The sequence below is a fragment of the Flagellimonas meishanensis genome, assembly GCF_019880545.1.
Lineage (GTDB): Bacteria > Bacteroidota > Bacteroidia > Flavobacteriales > Flavobacteriaceae > Flagellimonas > Flagellimonas meishanensis.
Genome location: NZ_JAINVW010000001.1, coordinates 1382746 through 1397258, shown reverse-complemented (window position 1 = coordinate 1397258; position 14513 = coordinate 1382746). Strand labels below are relative to the sequence as shown.

The window sequence follows — 14513 nt, the reverse complement described above, 5'->3', positions numbered from 1 at the left end:
ATTATTCTGCGTTGTCCAAAAAGTCCTTCAGCTTTTCAGACCATTTATCAAAAATGGATTTCCTGTCCCTATGGTTTTCCATGGCAGTCTTGGTCTCAGCATGTCCCTGCTCCACCAAAACTTTTTCTTCTTCCTGTACTTTCAACTGTTCTGGAACCGCATTCTTATTGGTGGTTTCCAAAGCATTCATCAACAATCCCACTGCGGTGGCATAAAGTGGGCTGGCAACCTCTTCATCGGAGTCTCCGGCCAAATGCTCGTTGGGGTACCCGATACGTGTGTCCATACCAGTTATGTATTCCACCAATTGCTTTAGGTGTTTCAATTGGCTTCCACCACCCGTAAGCACAATACCTGCAATCAATTTTTTCTTTTGCTCCTCATGGCCATAGTTCTTGATCTCCACATAGACCTGCTCAATGATCTCGACCACACGGGCATGGATTATTTTAGAAAGATTTTTCAAGGTGATTTCCTTGGGCTCTCGCCCTCGAAGTCCTGGAATGGACACAATCTCATTGTCCTTATTCTCCCCTGGCCAGGCGGAACCGAATTTTATTTTCAAGAGTTCGGCTTGTTTTTCGATTATGGAGCATCCCTCTTTTATGTCCTCAGTGATTACATTCCCCCCAAAAGGAATTACCGAAGTGTGTCGGATGATACCATCCTTGAAAATGGCAAGGTCCGTGGTCCCACCTCCTATATCAATCAAAGCGACACCAGCTTCTTTTTCCTCTTGGCTCAAAACGGCTTCTGCGGATGCCAAGGGTTCCAACGTGATATTGCCCAAATCCAGGCCGGCACTTTTTATGCATCTTCCAATGTTTTTGATGGAGGATACCTGGCCCACCACCACATGAAAATTGGCTTCCAAACGGCCACCGTACATTCCTTTGGGTTCCTTTATCTCGGATTGGCCATCAACCTTGTATTCCTGGGGCAGTACATGAATGATTTCCTCACCGGGAAGCATAACCAACTTATAGACCTGGTTGCACAGTCGGTCCAGATCATCGTTGTTGATGACCTCCTCCGAATTGGGTCGGGTAATGTAATCGCTGTGTTGCAGACTGCGAATGTGCTGTCCTGCAATGCCCACCACCACCGAGCCTATTTTTAGTCCAGAGTTGACCTCCGCCTGTTCCACGGCCTGCTGAATGGATGAGATGGTCTGGGTTATGTTGTTGACCACGCCACGGTGCACCCCCAGACTTTTGGACTTGCCCGTTCCCAGAATCTCAATTTTTCCATATTCATTTTCCCTACCGATGATCGCTACGATCTTGGTGGTTCCAATGTCCAGCCCAACTGAATAATTACCTTGTTCCATACCTTATATTTTGGTGCAAACCACTTGATTGTTGAATTCCAAACTCACTACTGCATAGTTTTCCAAGGATTTGTCCTTGGTCGCCTTGGCATAAAATGCCATGAAATTTTTGAACTTTTCATTAAGGTTGTCCACTCCTCCCAAATTCACCACAAAGTTCTCCATGCGAAACTTCAATTGATACTTTCCTTCTTCCTCTATGTGTATGCCAATGACATTTTTCCGCAGAAAATCGTCCGCATTTATATAATTCAAAATGACATAGGCATCCTCCAAGGTTTTCCCCGTAATTTTACCTGTGATTATCGGAACCCTTGCCGAATGGTTCTTTGACAACGGCATACGTTCTCCCAAATCATCCAAATAAAATTTAGAGACTCCCTCTACTCTTCCGATTGGTTTTCGCTGAACAATCTTAGATATAAGTTCCCCGTTTACAGTAAGATAGACCTGGGCATTTTTCACCATATCGTTGGACAGAATTACCTCCTCTATGGTATTCAAAACTAATTGTTCTTTATGCCTATTTTTTACGGGGCCATAATTTTGTATTAACAATTTATTAACTGCATCCTCCGTAATGTACAAATTGTCCTTGCCCACAAATTTGATGGAGAGCCCGTCCACGGCCTTCCTTTTGCTCCTTTGGTCGGCAAAACCGTAGAGGACTACTATCGCAACGGATAGGAACGCCAATTTTATGTAATCCCAGTTAACTCGCATACTGCAACTCTTTTTTTATTTTAGGTATTTCAATTCCAATATCACCTGCACCCATACTTACCAATACTCCGGTAGTGCATTTTTTTATCTCCGTCAACAACTCTGATTTGGAAACCAACTTTTTCCTTGGATTCCCAATTTTGTCCAAAAGCCATGAGGATGTTACCCCTTCTATAGGTTCCTCCCTGGCCGGATAGATTTCAAGCAACAAAATCACATCAAATTGGGATAGGCTTTCCGCAAACTCATCCACAAAATCCCGCGTTCGGGAAAAAAGGTGTGGTTGAAAAATTGCGGTTATTTCTTTCCCGGAATGCATTTCCCTGATTGCTTGGTGCACTGCGTTGATTTCGGTAGGATGATGCGCATAATCATCGATAAAAACAAAGTCCCTTTCCTTGATTTGGTACGAAAACCTGCGTTGGACACCCTTAAAAGTCTCCAAAGTTCTGACTAGGCGGTGTGGTGGGGAACCAATTTGCACCGCCATCGCAAAAGCAGCCAATCCATTGAGCAAATTGTGCCTTCCGGGCTTGTTGAAACGAACCCGTTTCAAAACCTCCGATGGCGTAACCAAATCAAATATGTAGGTACCCTGTTCAATTTGAATATTTTTAATGCAATAATCAGAACCGTCCTCTATGCCAAAGGTGATGCCTTTAATGGGCAGCCCGCTTTTGACCAGTAGGATTCCATCCGGCCCAATTTTATCTGAAAAATCCTTGAAAGATTTTTGCAAGGCCTCCTTGGTGCCATAGATGTCCAAATGATCCGCATCCATGGAAGTGATACAAGCCACTTTGGGTGAAAGCTGCAGGAAGGATCGGTCGAACTCGTCGGCTTCCACCACAGCATATTGGGTCCCGTCCAGCACAAAATTGCTGTTGAAATCTTCCGAAACACCTCCCAAAAACGCCATGAAAGGCATCCCACACTCCTTTAACAAGTGCGCTAGAATGCAGGAGGTGGTAGTTTTCCCATGGGTTCCCGCCACGGCCAAACAAAAGCTGTTTTTGGTGACCAAGCCCAATATCTCGGCACGTTTCTTTGTTTGAAAACCCTTGTTCCTGTAAAAGTTCAGTTCTGTATGGGTAGATGGAACCGCTGGGGTATAAACAACCAAGGTATCAGGATGTTTGAAGGTCTTTGGGATTTGCTCCACATCATCTTCAAAATGAATCCAAACGCCTTTTTCAATCAACTCTTGGGTAATGGGCGTGCCGGTACGATCGTAGCCACCAACTTTTTTGCCCACAAAATGAAAATAATGGGCCAAAGCAGACATACCGATACCTCCGATGCCAATAAAATACACGCTATGTATGTCCTTTAAGTTCACTTTAGCATCTTTTCAATTTCATCCACAATGTGTTCCGTAGCTTTTGGCATCGCTAATTTTTTGATGTTTGCCCCCAATTCATCCTGCATTTCCTTGGAATCCATCAACTGGGAAAAGCTTTGTTCAAAAATGGAATCCAATTGATCTTCCCTTAATACGATCGCCGCATTTTTTGCCTCCAATGCTTGGGCGTTCTTGGTCTGATGGTCCTCGGCTACGTTGGGTGATGGGATAAAAATTACCGGTTTGCCCACCAGGCACAACTCGGATACAGAACCTGCCCCAGCTCTGGATATTATGACATCGGCGGCACCATATGCCAAGTCCATACGGTTTACAAATGCCAACACTTTAACCGCATCAGATTCATATTTTTTATAGTCTTCGAAGTAGAGCTTGCCACATTGCCATAACAACTGAACATCTTTTTTATCGAAGAAATGGAGCTCCTTCTCAATCAACTGGTTCATGCGTCTCGCACCCAAACTTCCTCCCAATATCAGAACGGTCGGCTTATCAGGGTCCAGACCAAAAAATGTCATGGCTTCTTGTTTGTTTGCCTTCACATCCAACAAATCCATTCGTACCGGGTTTCCTGTTTTGACAATTTTCTCCTTGGGAAAAAACCGCTCCATGCCATCGTAGGCCACACATATTTTATTGGCTTTGGTTGCCAACAATTTGTTCGTGACACCTGCAAAGGAATTCTGCTCCTGCAGCACATAGGGTACACGGACGCTTGCCGCCACGCGCAACAGGGGTCCACTGGCAAAACCACCGGTCCCAATGGCCACATCGGGTTTAAATTGCTTCACTATTTTTCGTGCCCTAAACAAACTGCTCATCAATTTTAATGGAAACATGAGATTTTTTAATGTCAGTTTCCGTTGTATTCCACTTATCCACAGGCCTTCTATTCTATATCCCGCCTGTGGCACTTTTTCCATTTCCATTTTATCTTTTGCCCCTACAAACAAAAATTCCGCTTCGGGATGCCTCCTTTTCAGTTCGTTGGCAATGGCAATGGCGGGATAAATATGTCCTCCCGTGCCCCCTCCAGAAAGTATGAACCTATATCTGCCCACTCAACACTTCTAAAGGATTGGTTTCATCTATGTTATAGGATTGCTCCTCACTGTTCTCTTTCTTATTGCTTGCACTCAACACTATTCCGATGGCCAAGCAGGTCATCCAAATGGATGTCCCCCCCATACTGATCAGTGGTAAAGGTTGACCCGTTACCGGAAACAACTGAACCACTACCGCCATATTGATAAAGGCCTGAAAAACTATCGGAAGACCCACCCCTATCACCAACAATTTCGAAAACACCGTTTTGGCGGAATGCGCTACCACCACGATCCTGAAAAGGAGCAATAGGTAGAAAAACAATAATGCTCCGCCGCCCAAAAGCCCATATTCCTCAATAATGATCGCAAAAATGAAATCGGATGTGCTTTGCGACAGCATATTCTTCATGACGCTCTTGCCTGCTCCCTTGCCCACGATTCCTCCTTCGGCGATAGCTATTTTTGCCAAGGTCAATTGGTGCAGGTCGTCCCTATCGGCTTTCTCGGGATGGACAAAGGTTTCAATCCTCGATTTCCATGTCCCAGCTCGCTGTGGCAATACTTCGGGCGCCTTGAAAAGGACAAAGAGAAACATGCCTCCCAACACCAGTCCTGTGCCAATCATGGCAAACAAATATTTTAACGGATAACCCCCCAAAAAGCAGAGGACCAATACCAGAAAACAAATAATGGCCGCTGTGGAGAAGTTTTCGGGCAGAATCAATAGTACAACAAGTGCTGTTGGCAACCAAAGTGGTAAAATGCTTTCCTTGAAGGTAATTTTGACATCCTTAATCTTAGTAAGATACCTGGCAATCCATATCATCAAGACTACCGAAGCCAGCGTGGATGTCTGGAAGTTGACCCCCACAAATGGAATCTTGATCCAACGATTGGCCGTAACACCTCCTATTTCGGTTTCCACTGTCAATGTATAGACCAACAGAATCAACACAATGGGCATGGCAATTATGGAAAGTCCCTTAAAATAGTGGGTGGGGATTCGATGGATCGCATAGATGATCCCGAAACCAAGGAACAACAGTACGGCATGCTTTATCAGGTGTCCAAATGTGGTGCCATCATCGTTCACATAGACCAAATTGGTACTGGCACTGTAAACCGGCAAAAAAGAAAAGAGCGCCAATAGGGCCACTACGCCCCAAATGGCCTTATCTCCTTTCAGATTTTTGAACAATGCCAACATGGCCTATAGATTCTTTATTGCATTTTTAAATTGGTCTCCCCTATCCTCATAATTTTTGAAAAGGTCAAAACTGGCACACGCTGGGGAAAGCAATACTGCATCCCCACGTTCGGCTATCTTGTAGGCCACCTTCACCGCCTCTTCCATGGAATAGGTTTCCACCATTAGATCGATCACATTGCCAAAAGCATCTTTGAGTTTTGTGTTGTCCATTCCCAAACAAACAATGGCCTTTACTTTCTCCCTGACCAAGGGCATCAATTCATTATAATCATTGCCCTTGTCTATCCCACCGGCGATCCATACAATTGGTTTTTTAATACCGTCCAAGGCATAAAAAGTGGCATTCACATTTGTGGCTTTGGAATCGTTGATGTACTCCACATGATTTATTTTCAGCACTTTTTCCAACCGATGTGGCACCCCCTGGAAAGACTGTATGCTCTGGCGAATGTTCTCTTTCCTCACATTCACCAAAAGCGCGGCCAAACTGCCCGCCATGGCATTCTTAACATTGTGTTGGCCATCCAAGGCCAGAATATCTGTACTCATTTCCAAGGTTTTGTGTTCAATTTTTAGTTTTATCATATCATTTTCCAGCCAAGCTCCTTCTTTTGGTTTCTCCTTTAGGGAGAATGGTATCAATTTGGATTGAACCGGGTGCTCCGCCAACCAATCCCTGATCACTTGATCATCCCCGTCATAGATCAGGTAATCGTTTTGGTCTTGATTCATGGCAATGCGAAACTTGGAGGCGATATAGTTCTCAAATTTGTACCCATATCGGTCCAAGTGATCTGGGGTAATATTGGTAATTATGGCGATGTGGGGCTTAAAATCCACAATGCCATCCAATTGAAAGCTGCTGATCTCCAACACGTAGTGCTCAAAATCACGCTCGGCGACGATTTTTGCAAAACTGTCCCCAATGTTTCCGGCCATGCCCACGTTCAAACCCCCATTCTTCAACAAATGATAGGTGAGCATCGTTGTGGTGGTCTTTCCATTGCTGCCCGTGATGCCAATAGTGGTTGCACTGCTGTACTTGGCCGCAAATTCAATTTCCGAGATTACCGGAATGCCGTTTTCCACCAGCTGCCTTACCAACGGAACCGTATCGGGTATCCCAGGACTTTTCATGACCACATGGGCATTCATGATCTTGGCTTCGGTATGCTGGCCCGACTCCCATTCAATTCCAAAATGTTCAAGAACTTTGCTGTATTTCTCCTTTATTTCGCCTTTGTCCGAGACAAAGACCTCATATCCTTTTTTTTGCCCTAAAATGGCGGTTCCCACACCACTTTCTCCTCCTCCCAATATCACCAAGCGGCCCATCTATCGAATTTTAAGTGTGACAATACTTATGATTGCCAGCAATATTCCAATGATCCAAAAACGGGTCACTATTTTGCTTTCGTGATATAGTTTCTTCTGATAGTGATGGTGCAATGGGGCCATAAGGAATATTCTTCTCCCCTCTCCATACTTCTTTTTGGTATGCTTGAAATAGCCAACCTGCAGCATGACGGATAGGGACTCTGCGAAAAATATCCCGCACAAAATGGGAATCAACAATTCCTTTCTAACAATTATGGCGATCACAGCGATCACACCGCCAATGGTCAAACTGCCCGTATCTCCCATAAATACCTGGGCTGGATAGGTGTTGTACCATAAAAACCCGACAAGGGCACCCACAAATGCAGCTATGAACACGACCAACTCTCCCACTCGGGGCAAATAAAATATGTCGAGGTAATCCGAAAACTGGATGTTGCCGGATACCCAGGCAAAAATCCCAAGCGTGAGTACAATGATAGCGGAGGAACCCGCCGCCAAGCCATCTATACCATCGGTAAGGTTGGCCCCGTTGGATACTGCCGTAATAATAAAAATGACCACGGGAATGAAAATCAACCAGGCATACTCTTCCATTCCTTCCCCGGCCCAGGAAATCCATTCGGCGTAATCAAGCTCATTGTTCTTGAAAAAGGGAACATTGGTTCTGACCGCCTTCATTTCCTCTCCATAAACTTTTTCGACCCTGAAGTTTTCAGTAATCCGGGTAGTGTCCTTCTCCTTGATGGTGACCTGGGGGTGAAAATAAAGGGTGGTCCCCACGATCAATCCCAGGACAACCTGACCGATTACCTTGAACCTGCCCTTGAGGCCCTGCTTGTCCTTTTTAAAGATTTTGATATAGTCGTCAATAAAGCCTATGATGCCCATCCATATCAGGGTGATAATCAATAGGATGACATACACATTCTCTAGATCCGCAAACAAGAGCACCGGCAGCAGCGTGGATATGATGATGATGATTCCACCCATGGTGGGGGTGCCCGCCTTCTGCTGTTGTCCCTGTAATCCTAAATCGCGTATGCTCTCTCCGATCTGCTTTTTCTGCAAAAACAGGATGATGCGTTTACCGTACACCATGGCTATCAGCAAGGACAACAAAACGGACATTGCCGCCCTGAAGGTCAGGAACTGGAAAAGTCCCGCTCCTGGCAGTTGGTATTGTTTTTCCAAATATTCGAATAAGTAGTATAGCATGTTTTTTGACTTAAGACTTAGAATTCAGGACATAGGACCATATATTGTATGATCTTGGTTCTTGGCTCCTGTTTCTTGGTTCTTCCATTCTTATTCGTTACAATTTTATTTGCCCAAACTGGACAATGCTTCTTTCACCTCCTTTAAATCATCAAAATCCACTCGGACCCCGTTGGTTTCCTGATACGTTTCATGACCTTTTCCCGCCACAAGGATAATATCGTTGGCCGCGGCAAGCTTACACGCGGTTTTAATTGCCTGTTTTCTGTTTTCTATGGACAACACCTTGTTGGTATTTTGGGGCTCCACCCCGGCTTCCATCTCTTGGATTATCGCCGCAGGGGATTCAGTTCGTGGGTTGTCCGAGGTAAAAATGGCCTGATTGCTCATTTCCGAGGCGATATGACCCATAACCGGACGCTTTGACTTGTCACGATCACCACCACACCCCACTACGGTGATGACGTTTTCATTTCCAGTCCTCAATGCATTGATGGTCATCAACACATTTTTGAGTGCATCCGGTGTATGGGCATAATCAACAATTGCCTTTATTTTTTCCTTGGATATGAAATATTGAAACCTTCCATCAACGGTTTCAAGTTCACTGACCAATCGTAGAATCTCCATTTTTTCCAACCCCAAGATGTCAGCGGTTGCATAAATGGCCAATATGTTGTAAGCGTTAAAGTCCCCGATCAGTCGGGTCCAGAGTTCATTTTCATCGATCTTGAGCAGTTGTCCAGTAAACTGCTTTTCCAGTATCTGTCCCCGGTAATCGGCATAGGTTTTTAAGGCATACGTAAGTTTTTTGGCCTTGGTGTTCTGTAGCATTACCAGGCCATTCTTATCGTCTATATTCACCAGGGCGAATGCTGTCTTTGGCAACTCATCGAACAATACTTTTTTGGTATCCCGATAGGCCGCAAAGGTTTTGTGGTAATCTAGATGGTCATGGGAAAGGTTGGTGAATATGGCCCCAGTGAAATGCAGGCCCTTGGTTCTTTTTTGATGGATTCCATGAGAACTCACTTCCATGAAACAATACTCCACGCCGGCTTCGTTCATTTTGGAAAGGTGCTCATTGATGGTAATAACATCGGGTGTGGTATGGGTGGCCTCGTGCTCCTTTTCATCAACCATCACTTTTATGGTAGAAATGAGACCCACCTTGAACCCTGCCTTTTTAAAAAGTTGGTACAATAAGGTGCTCACCGTGGTCTTTCCATTGGTTCCCGTAATCCCGACCAGCTTCAGGTTTTTGGATGGGTTATCGAAATAGTTTGCGGCAATTATAGCAAGTGCGTTATTGCTATCGCCCACCTTTGCATAGGTAACGCCATTCACCATAAGTTCTGGAAACTCTTCGCACACAATGGCATTGGCCCCCAATTCAATGGCCTTTTGGATGTATTTATGTCCATCGGTAATGGTCCCCCTTATGGCCACAAACACGTCATCCATCTCCACTTTTCTGGAATCAAAGTGAACCTGATTGACCAAGATATTGGTGTTTCCACTCACCGCGGTAAGACTTACACCATATAATATGTCCTTCAATAGCTTCATGAAAGCTCCAATATTATTTTATCCACTTGTTTAATGTCGGTTCCATGCTGGATGGATTGTTTTTTTACTTTCCCGTTACCCTGCACTTCCACTTTTAGGCCTAGATTTTCCAGCAAGGACACCGCATCCATCCCACTCATTCCGGTTACATTGGGAACCGTGCTGTATTTTTTTTGGACTTGGGCATAGTACTTTTGATATTCGGCCTCTAGCGTTTGCTCGTCATAGTCCTGTTGCTGGACCTCATCGACCATGGGAGAAATGGCATGGATCTTTTGTGCCATGGACTTGAAAACGGGTCCGGAGACATCCGCTCCATAATACCCGACGCTCTTGTCGGGCTCATGGATTATTACAATGCATGAATATTTCGGATTATCTGCTGGAAAATATCCCACGAATGATGAGATATAGGCCAGTTTGTCCGGGTTTTTCTCCACATAGTTTTTTTGACAGGTTCCCGTTTTGCCTGCCATGGAAAAGTTTTTGGAATAAAGGCCATGCCCGGTACCATTTTTCTTTTCCACTACATCTTTCATCAACTGGCGTACTTTTTTTACCGTTTCCCCGGAGCAGATGGATGGATTCAGCACTCGCTTCTCAAATCGTTTGACCACCTTGTTTCCCTCCCGTACTTCCCGAATCAGTCTTGGTTTTACCATTACCCCGTCATTGGCAATGGCATTATAGAATGCCAAAGTTTGAATTGGAGTCAAGGACACTTCGTACCCGTGGGACATCCATCCCAGGGAAATTCCGGACCAGCCCTTGTCACCCGGGTAGCGAATAACCGGACTTCCCTCACCAATAATGGGTAAATCGAGTTTTTTATGGAGGCCCATATTCATTAAGCGGTTGACAAATTTTTCGGGTTGTTCTTTGTAATTCTCATGGATCATCTTGGCAAAGGCCGTATTGGAGGAAACGGCAAAGGCCTCGGAAACGGATATTTTTCCATAACCGCCCCATTTTGAATCCTTGACGACCCCATCATAGATGCGGTACCGTCCCTTTTCCGTGTCAATCACCGTGCTGGTGTCCACCACTTTGTCCTCGAGCGCAGCCACCAGTGACATCAATTTAAATGTGGAGCCCGGTTCATGGGACTCGCCAACCGCATAGTTCAACTTCTCGTAATACTTTCCATTGGAAGTCCTGCCAAGATTGGAAATGGCCTTTACCTCTCCCGTTTTGGTCTCCATGACCACCACACAGCCATGATCCGCCTTATATTTTTCAAGTTGGGCCAATAGTTCGTGATGGGCTATATCCTGGATATTTATGTCGATGGTGGATACGACATCCAATCCGTCCCTCGGTTCTACAATATTGTCCAAACCAACGGGCTTCCATTGCCCCTTGGCTATTTTTTGTTTCAGTCGCTTTCCTTCCTTTCCTCTCAAATAGGCCTCTCCAAAAGCACCATCCAATCCCACGCGGGTATAGTATCCGTTCTCATCAACACGCTCATAACCAATGCTCCTTGCAGCCATTTTGCCCAAGGGATACTCCCGAACAACCCGGTGGGTCTCGATAAAACCACCCTTATATGGGCCCAACCCAAACAGGGGAAATTGTTTTATCCGCACGTAATCCAGGTAATCCACGTTACGGGCGACCAAGGCATATCGGTTATTATTGGCCCTTGCCTTTCTGAAGAGTTGTCTATAATAGGACGAAGGCCTATCAAAAAGATGTGCCAAGGAATCAGAAAGTGCCGCTACGTTGTTTTGAAAGTTTTCTTCCGAAACCGTGACCGCATCAAACCGAATCTCATATTTTGGAACGGAGGCTGCCAAAAGGCTGCCATCGTGCGAGTATAGGTTACCGCGGTTGGGCTCTATGGTGAACATTTTTTCGGTTTGGTTCAATGCCAATTCACGATAATCCTCGCCCTTGATCATTTGAATGTCCACCAACTTGACGACAACCGCAATGGAAAAAACAAAAAGACCCCCTGCGACGAGGTAAAGCCTGTTCATGATATTTTTTTCCGTAATCGCCATTATTTTTCGGTTTTTACCTTGATCTTTTTTGGTGGATTTTCGGAAGGTGCAATGCCCCGGTCGGCCACTGCTTTTCTTAATGTGGATTCCAGTTTCAATTGCTGCACGGTGGACCTGCCCTCCACAAATTCACTCCTCAGTTTTCGAACTTCTTCATTCAACTTGGCAATTTCCAGCACCTTTTTGTCCGTGCGATGGCTGCTCGAAATCATTAGTGCGGCCAAAAAGGAGGCAAACAGCAAAAACATCCAGTTCTTGGGAGCATCTCCACTCACCAAAAACTTTCCCTTTAATATGTCTAAAAGTCCTTTTCTCATTTTTTGTTCCCTATATGCGTTCCGCAATGCGGAGTTTTGCACTTCTTGCCCTATTGTTCAGGGCTATTTCTTCTTTTGACGGGACAATAAGTCCCCCCACCTTTTTGAGCGGCACCACCGCATTGCCATAAAAGTCCTTTTCAGGGTCACCTTCAAAGTTGCCCGCCCTGATAAAGCGCTTTACCAAGCGATCCTCCAGGGAGTGGTAACTGATCACGCTCAATCTGCCCCCTTTTTCCAATAATTCCGGAACCTGTGCCATGAACTCCTTAAGCGCTTCTATTTCTTGGTTCACCTCAATTCTAATTGCTTGGTACACCTGTGCCAATATTTTGTTCTCCTTCATCTTTGGCAAAAAGCGATGCAAAACCTGCTTCAAGTGTTCGGTGGTTTTTATGGGCGTTTCCTTTCTGGCCTTTTCGATGGTTCCTGCCATGGCGCGTGCATTGCGCAGTTCACCGTAATCGAACAGGACTCTTGCCAAGTCTTGCTCAGCATAGGAATTGACCACATCATAGGCCGTAAGGGTATTGGTTTGGTTCATCCGCATGTCCAAATCTGCATCAAACCGTATGGAAAAGCCCCGCTCAGCCTTGTCAAACTGATGGGACGAAACACCAAAATCGGCCAGGATTCCATCAACTTTCCGAATGCCATAGAACTTCAAATACTGTTTGAGATATCGAAAATTCTGGTTTATCAATTGAAATCTTGGGTCATCAATGGTATTTGCCCAAGCATCTTCATCTTGGTCAAAAGCAAACAATTTCCCGCTGCCTCCCAGCCTTTTCAATATTTCCTTGGAGTGTCCCCCGCCACCAAAGGTGACATCCACATAGACTCCACTTTTTTTTATGGCCAACCCATCCACGGACTCCTGCAACAGCACCGGCTCGTGATAGGGCCTATTCATCGTCGGCAAAAATCTCCTCCGCTAGGTCCGCATAATCCTTTTCACCTTCGGAAAGTACTTTTTCATACTTGTCCTTGTTCCAGATTTCTATTTTGTCAAAAACCGCATTGAGCACCACCTCTTTTTCAATTCCAGCATAGTCCGCCAAATTCTTGGGTATCTGCAGCCTTCCGGAATCGCTGTCGATGGCCACCTCTTTCATGCCCGCCACAAAATTCCTTACGAAGGCGTCATACTTTCTGTTGATCCGGCTTTTCTTGAGGACCTTTTGCATGAGTATATCAAACTCGTGTTTTGGATAGAGCTCCAGGCATTGCTGAAAAACAGAGCGTTTGATTATGAACCCATCCTTCAAAACGGGCAACAGCTGGTTCTTTAGGGAAATGGGCAAGAGCACCCTCCCTTTTGCATCAGCCTTACAATCATGTTGTCCGATTATATGGGTCACTAGAAATCAATTGGTTACTTATACAACTCAAATATATAGATTTTATTTCCACATTTCTCCACTAAAATCCACTTTTGTTAATAATTTTACCACTTTTTGGATGAAAAACAAGAATTTTACGACAAAACAGATTCCGACGCTCCCAAGTCCAAGTGTAGCACTGGCCCTAGCATTTGCAAAAAGTTTGGTTTTATCAAGGCATATCCGTGAAATCTTTGTTATCTGAAATGCCTATATTTGCGCTCTTAGGACCAACTAACAATTGATGGAAGATCACATTATTGAGGAAGGTAAATACCGATATATTGAGATAGGAGAGGGAACGCCCATGATCATTCTACATGGTCTTATGGGAGGGTTGAGCAACTTTCAGGGAGTGACCGACTATTTTCCCTCCAAAGGGTACAAAGTGCTGATTCCTGAACTTCCCATCTACGATATGCCCATGCTCAAGACAACGGTAAAGAACTTTGCCAAATTTCTTGAGGATTTCATAGAGTTCAAGGGGTTGAAGGATGTTATCCTTTTGGGAAATTCGCTTGGCGGCCATATTGGGCTCCTGCACACCAAAATGTTTCCCAAAATGGTAAAGGCCTTGGTGATAACCGGGAGTTCCGGCCTTTATGAAAGTGCCATGGGCGACGGTTATCCCAAACGAGGGGATTACGAATTCATAAAGAAGAAAGCACAGGATGTTTTCTATGATCCTGAGGTGGCCACAAAGGAAATTGTGGATGAAGTCTTTGCCACGGTGAACGACCGAATGAAGCTGGTCAAGACCTTGGCCATCGCCAAGAGTGCCATACGCCATAACATGTCCAAGGATTTGCCCCACATGCACACGCCTACCTGTATTATTTGGGGTGAAAACGATACGGTGACTCCTCCGAACGTTGCCAAGGAGTTCCATGAGCTTTTACCTGATTCGGACCTGTTCTGGATACCAAAATGTGGACACGCACCGATGATGGAACATCCCGAGGAGTTCAATGCGATCTTGGAAGCCTGGCTCGCCAAACGCAATTTCTAATC

At 45.1% G+C, this 14513-nt stretch carries 13 protein-coding genes; 1 reads left to right on the top strand and 12 read right to left on the bottom strand.

The annotated features are described in order from the left end of the window. Position 1: 1 nt before the first annotated feature. The 12 genes from ftsA to K7G75_RS06250 form a co-directional block, all read right to left on the bottom strand. Positions 2 to 1330, bottom strand: coding sequence for a cell division protein FtsA (gene ftsA / locus K7G75_RS06305; protein WP_222983366.1), 1329 nt, complete (start codon positions 1328 to 1330; stop codon positions 2 to 4). Between the two features lie 3 nt (positions 1331 to 1333). Continuing rightward, positions 1334 to 2053, bottom strand: coding sequence for a cell division protein FtsQ/DivIB (locus K7G75_RS06300; RefSeq protein ID WP_222983365.1), 720 nt, complete (start codon positions 2051 to 2053; stop codon positions 1334 to 1336). Beyond that, on the bottom strand, positions 2043 to 3392 hold the full coding sequence (gene murC / locus K7G75_RS06295) for a UDP-N-acetylmuramate--L-alanine ligase (protein WP_222983364.1): 1350 nt from the start codon (positions 3390 to 3392) through the stop codon (positions 2043 to 2045). Before murC ends, K7G75_RS06300 begins: the two co-directional genes overlap by 11 nt. Beyond that, positions 3389 to 4477 (bottom strand): undecaprenyldiphospho-muramoylpentapeptide beta-N-acetylglucosaminyltransferase, encoded by a 1089-nt coding sequence (murG, locus tag K7G75_RS06290; RefSeq protein WP_222983363.1) that lies wholly within the window; start codon positions 4475 to 4477, stop codon positions 3389 to 3391. Before murG ends, murC begins: the two co-directional genes overlap by 4 nt. Continuing rightward, the gene (locus K7G75_RS06285) at positions 4464 to 5669 is read right to left on the bottom strand and encodes an FtsW/RodA/SpoVE family cell cycle protein (RefSeq protein WP_222983362.1); all 1206 of its coding nucleotides are present in this window, start codon (positions 5667 to 5669) and stop codon (positions 4464 to 4466) included. The genes murG and K7G75_RS06285 overlap by 14 nt, the downstream gene beginning before the upstream one ends. A 3-nt stretch (positions 5670 to 5672) precedes the next feature. Beyond that, positions 5673 to 7007 carry a UDP-N-acetylmuramoyl-L-alanine--D-glutamate ligase gene (murD, locus tag K7G75_RS06280; protein WP_222983361.1) on the bottom strand — a complete coding sequence of 445 codons (1335 nt, stop codon included), beginning with the start codon at positions 7005 to 7007 and terminating at the stop codon, positions 5673 to 5675. Next, entirely contained in the window at positions 7008 to 8228 is a 1221-nt protein-coding gene (gene mraY / locus K7G75_RS06275) for a phospho-N-acetylmuramoyl-pentapeptide-transferase (RefSeq protein WP_222983360.1), read from the bottom strand. 105 nt (positions 8229 to 8333) lie between these two features. Continuing rightward, positions 8334 to 9797: a UDP-N-acetylmuramoyl-L-alanyl-D-glutamate--2,6-diaminopimelate ligase gene (locus K7G75_RS06270; RefSeq protein ID WP_222983359.1), complete on the bottom strand. Its 1464-nt coding sequence runs from the start codon at positions 9795 to 9797 to the stop codon at positions 8334 to 8336. Next, positions 9794 to 11803, bottom strand: coding sequence for a penicillin-binding protein (locus K7G75_RS06265; protein WP_222983358.1), 2010 nt, complete (start codon positions 11801 to 11803; stop codon positions 9794 to 9796). The genes K7G75_RS06270 and K7G75_RS06265 overlap by 4 nt, the downstream gene beginning before the upstream one ends. Further along, complete coding sequence (locus K7G75_RS06260; protein ID WP_222983357.1) at positions 11803 to 12120, bottom strand: FtsL-like putative cell division protein; 318 nt, start codon at positions 12118 to 12120, stop codon at positions 11803 to 11805. Before K7G75_RS06260 ends, K7G75_RS06265 begins: the two co-directional genes overlap by 1 nt. A gap of 10 nt (positions 12121 to 12130) precedes the next feature. Beyond that, positions 12131 to 13033 carry a 16S rRNA (cytosine(1402)-N(4))-methyltransferase RsmH gene (gene rsmH, locus K7G75_RS06255; protein WP_222983356.1) on the bottom strand — a complete coding sequence of 301 codons (903 nt, stop codon included), beginning with the start codon at positions 13031 to 13033 and terminating at the stop codon, positions 12131 to 12133. Then, positions 13026 to 13481, bottom strand: a complete 456-nt coding sequence (locus tag K7G75_RS06250; RefSeq protein WP_222983355.1) for a division/cell wall cluster transcriptional repressor MraZ — start codon at positions 13479 to 13481, stop codon at positions 13026 to 13028. The genes rsmH and K7G75_RS06250 overlap by 8 nt, the downstream gene beginning before the upstream one ends. A gap of 265 nt (positions 13482 to 13746) precedes the next feature. Between K7G75_RS06250 and K7G75_RS06245 the strand changes: the two genes are divergently transcribed. After that, a complete protein-coding gene (locus tag K7G75_RS06245; RefSeq protein WP_222983354.1) occupies positions 13747 to 14511 on the top strand; it encodes an alpha/beta fold hydrolase in 765 nt (254 codons plus the stop codon). Positions 14512 to 14513: the final 2 nt, after the last annotated feature.

What these genes read in the sequence shown, in the direction of transcription:
- K7G75_RS06260 (WP_222983357.1), bottom strand. Translation starts at nt 12,120, where the DNA reads ATGAGAAAAGGACTTTTAGACATATTAAAGGGAAAGTTTTTGGTGAGT.
- K7G75_RS06285 (WP_222983362.1), bottom strand. Translation starts at nt 5,669, where the DNA reads ATGTTGGCATTGTTCAAAAATCTGAAAGGAGATAAGGCCATTTGGGGC.
- K7G75_RS06245 (WP_222983354.1), top strand. Translation starts at nt 13,747, where the DNA reads ATGGAAGATCACATTATTGAGGAAGGTAAATACCGATATATTGAGATA.
- murD (WP_222983361.1), bottom strand. Translation starts at nt 7,007, where the DNA reads ATGGGCCGCTTGGTGATATTGGGAGGAGGAGAAAGTGGTGTGGGAACC.
- rsmH (WP_222983356.1), bottom strand. Translation starts at nt 13,033, where the DNA reads ATGAATAGGCCCTATCACGAGCCGGTGCTGTTGCAGGAGTCCGTGGAT.
- K7G75_RS06270 (WP_222983359.1), bottom strand. Translation starts at nt 9,797, where the DNA reads ATGAAGCTATTGAAGGACATATTATATGGTGTAAGTCTTACCGCGGTG.
- K7G75_RS06265 (WP_222983358.1), bottom strand. Translation starts at nt 11,803, where the DNA reads ATGGCGATTACGGAAAAAAATATCATGAACAGGCTTTACCTCGTCGCA.
- K7G75_RS06300 (WP_222983365.1), bottom strand. Translation starts at nt 2,053, where the DNA reads ATGCGAGTTAACTGGGATTACATAAAATTGGCGTTCCTATCCGTTGCG.
- mraY (WP_222983360.1), bottom strand. Translation starts at nt 8,228, where the DNA reads ATGCTATACTACTTATTCGAATATTTGGAAAAACAATACCAACTGCCA.
- ftsA (WP_222983366.1), bottom strand. Translation starts at nt 1,330, where the DNA reads ATGGAACAAGGTAATTATTCAGTTGGGCTGGACATTGGAACCACCAAG.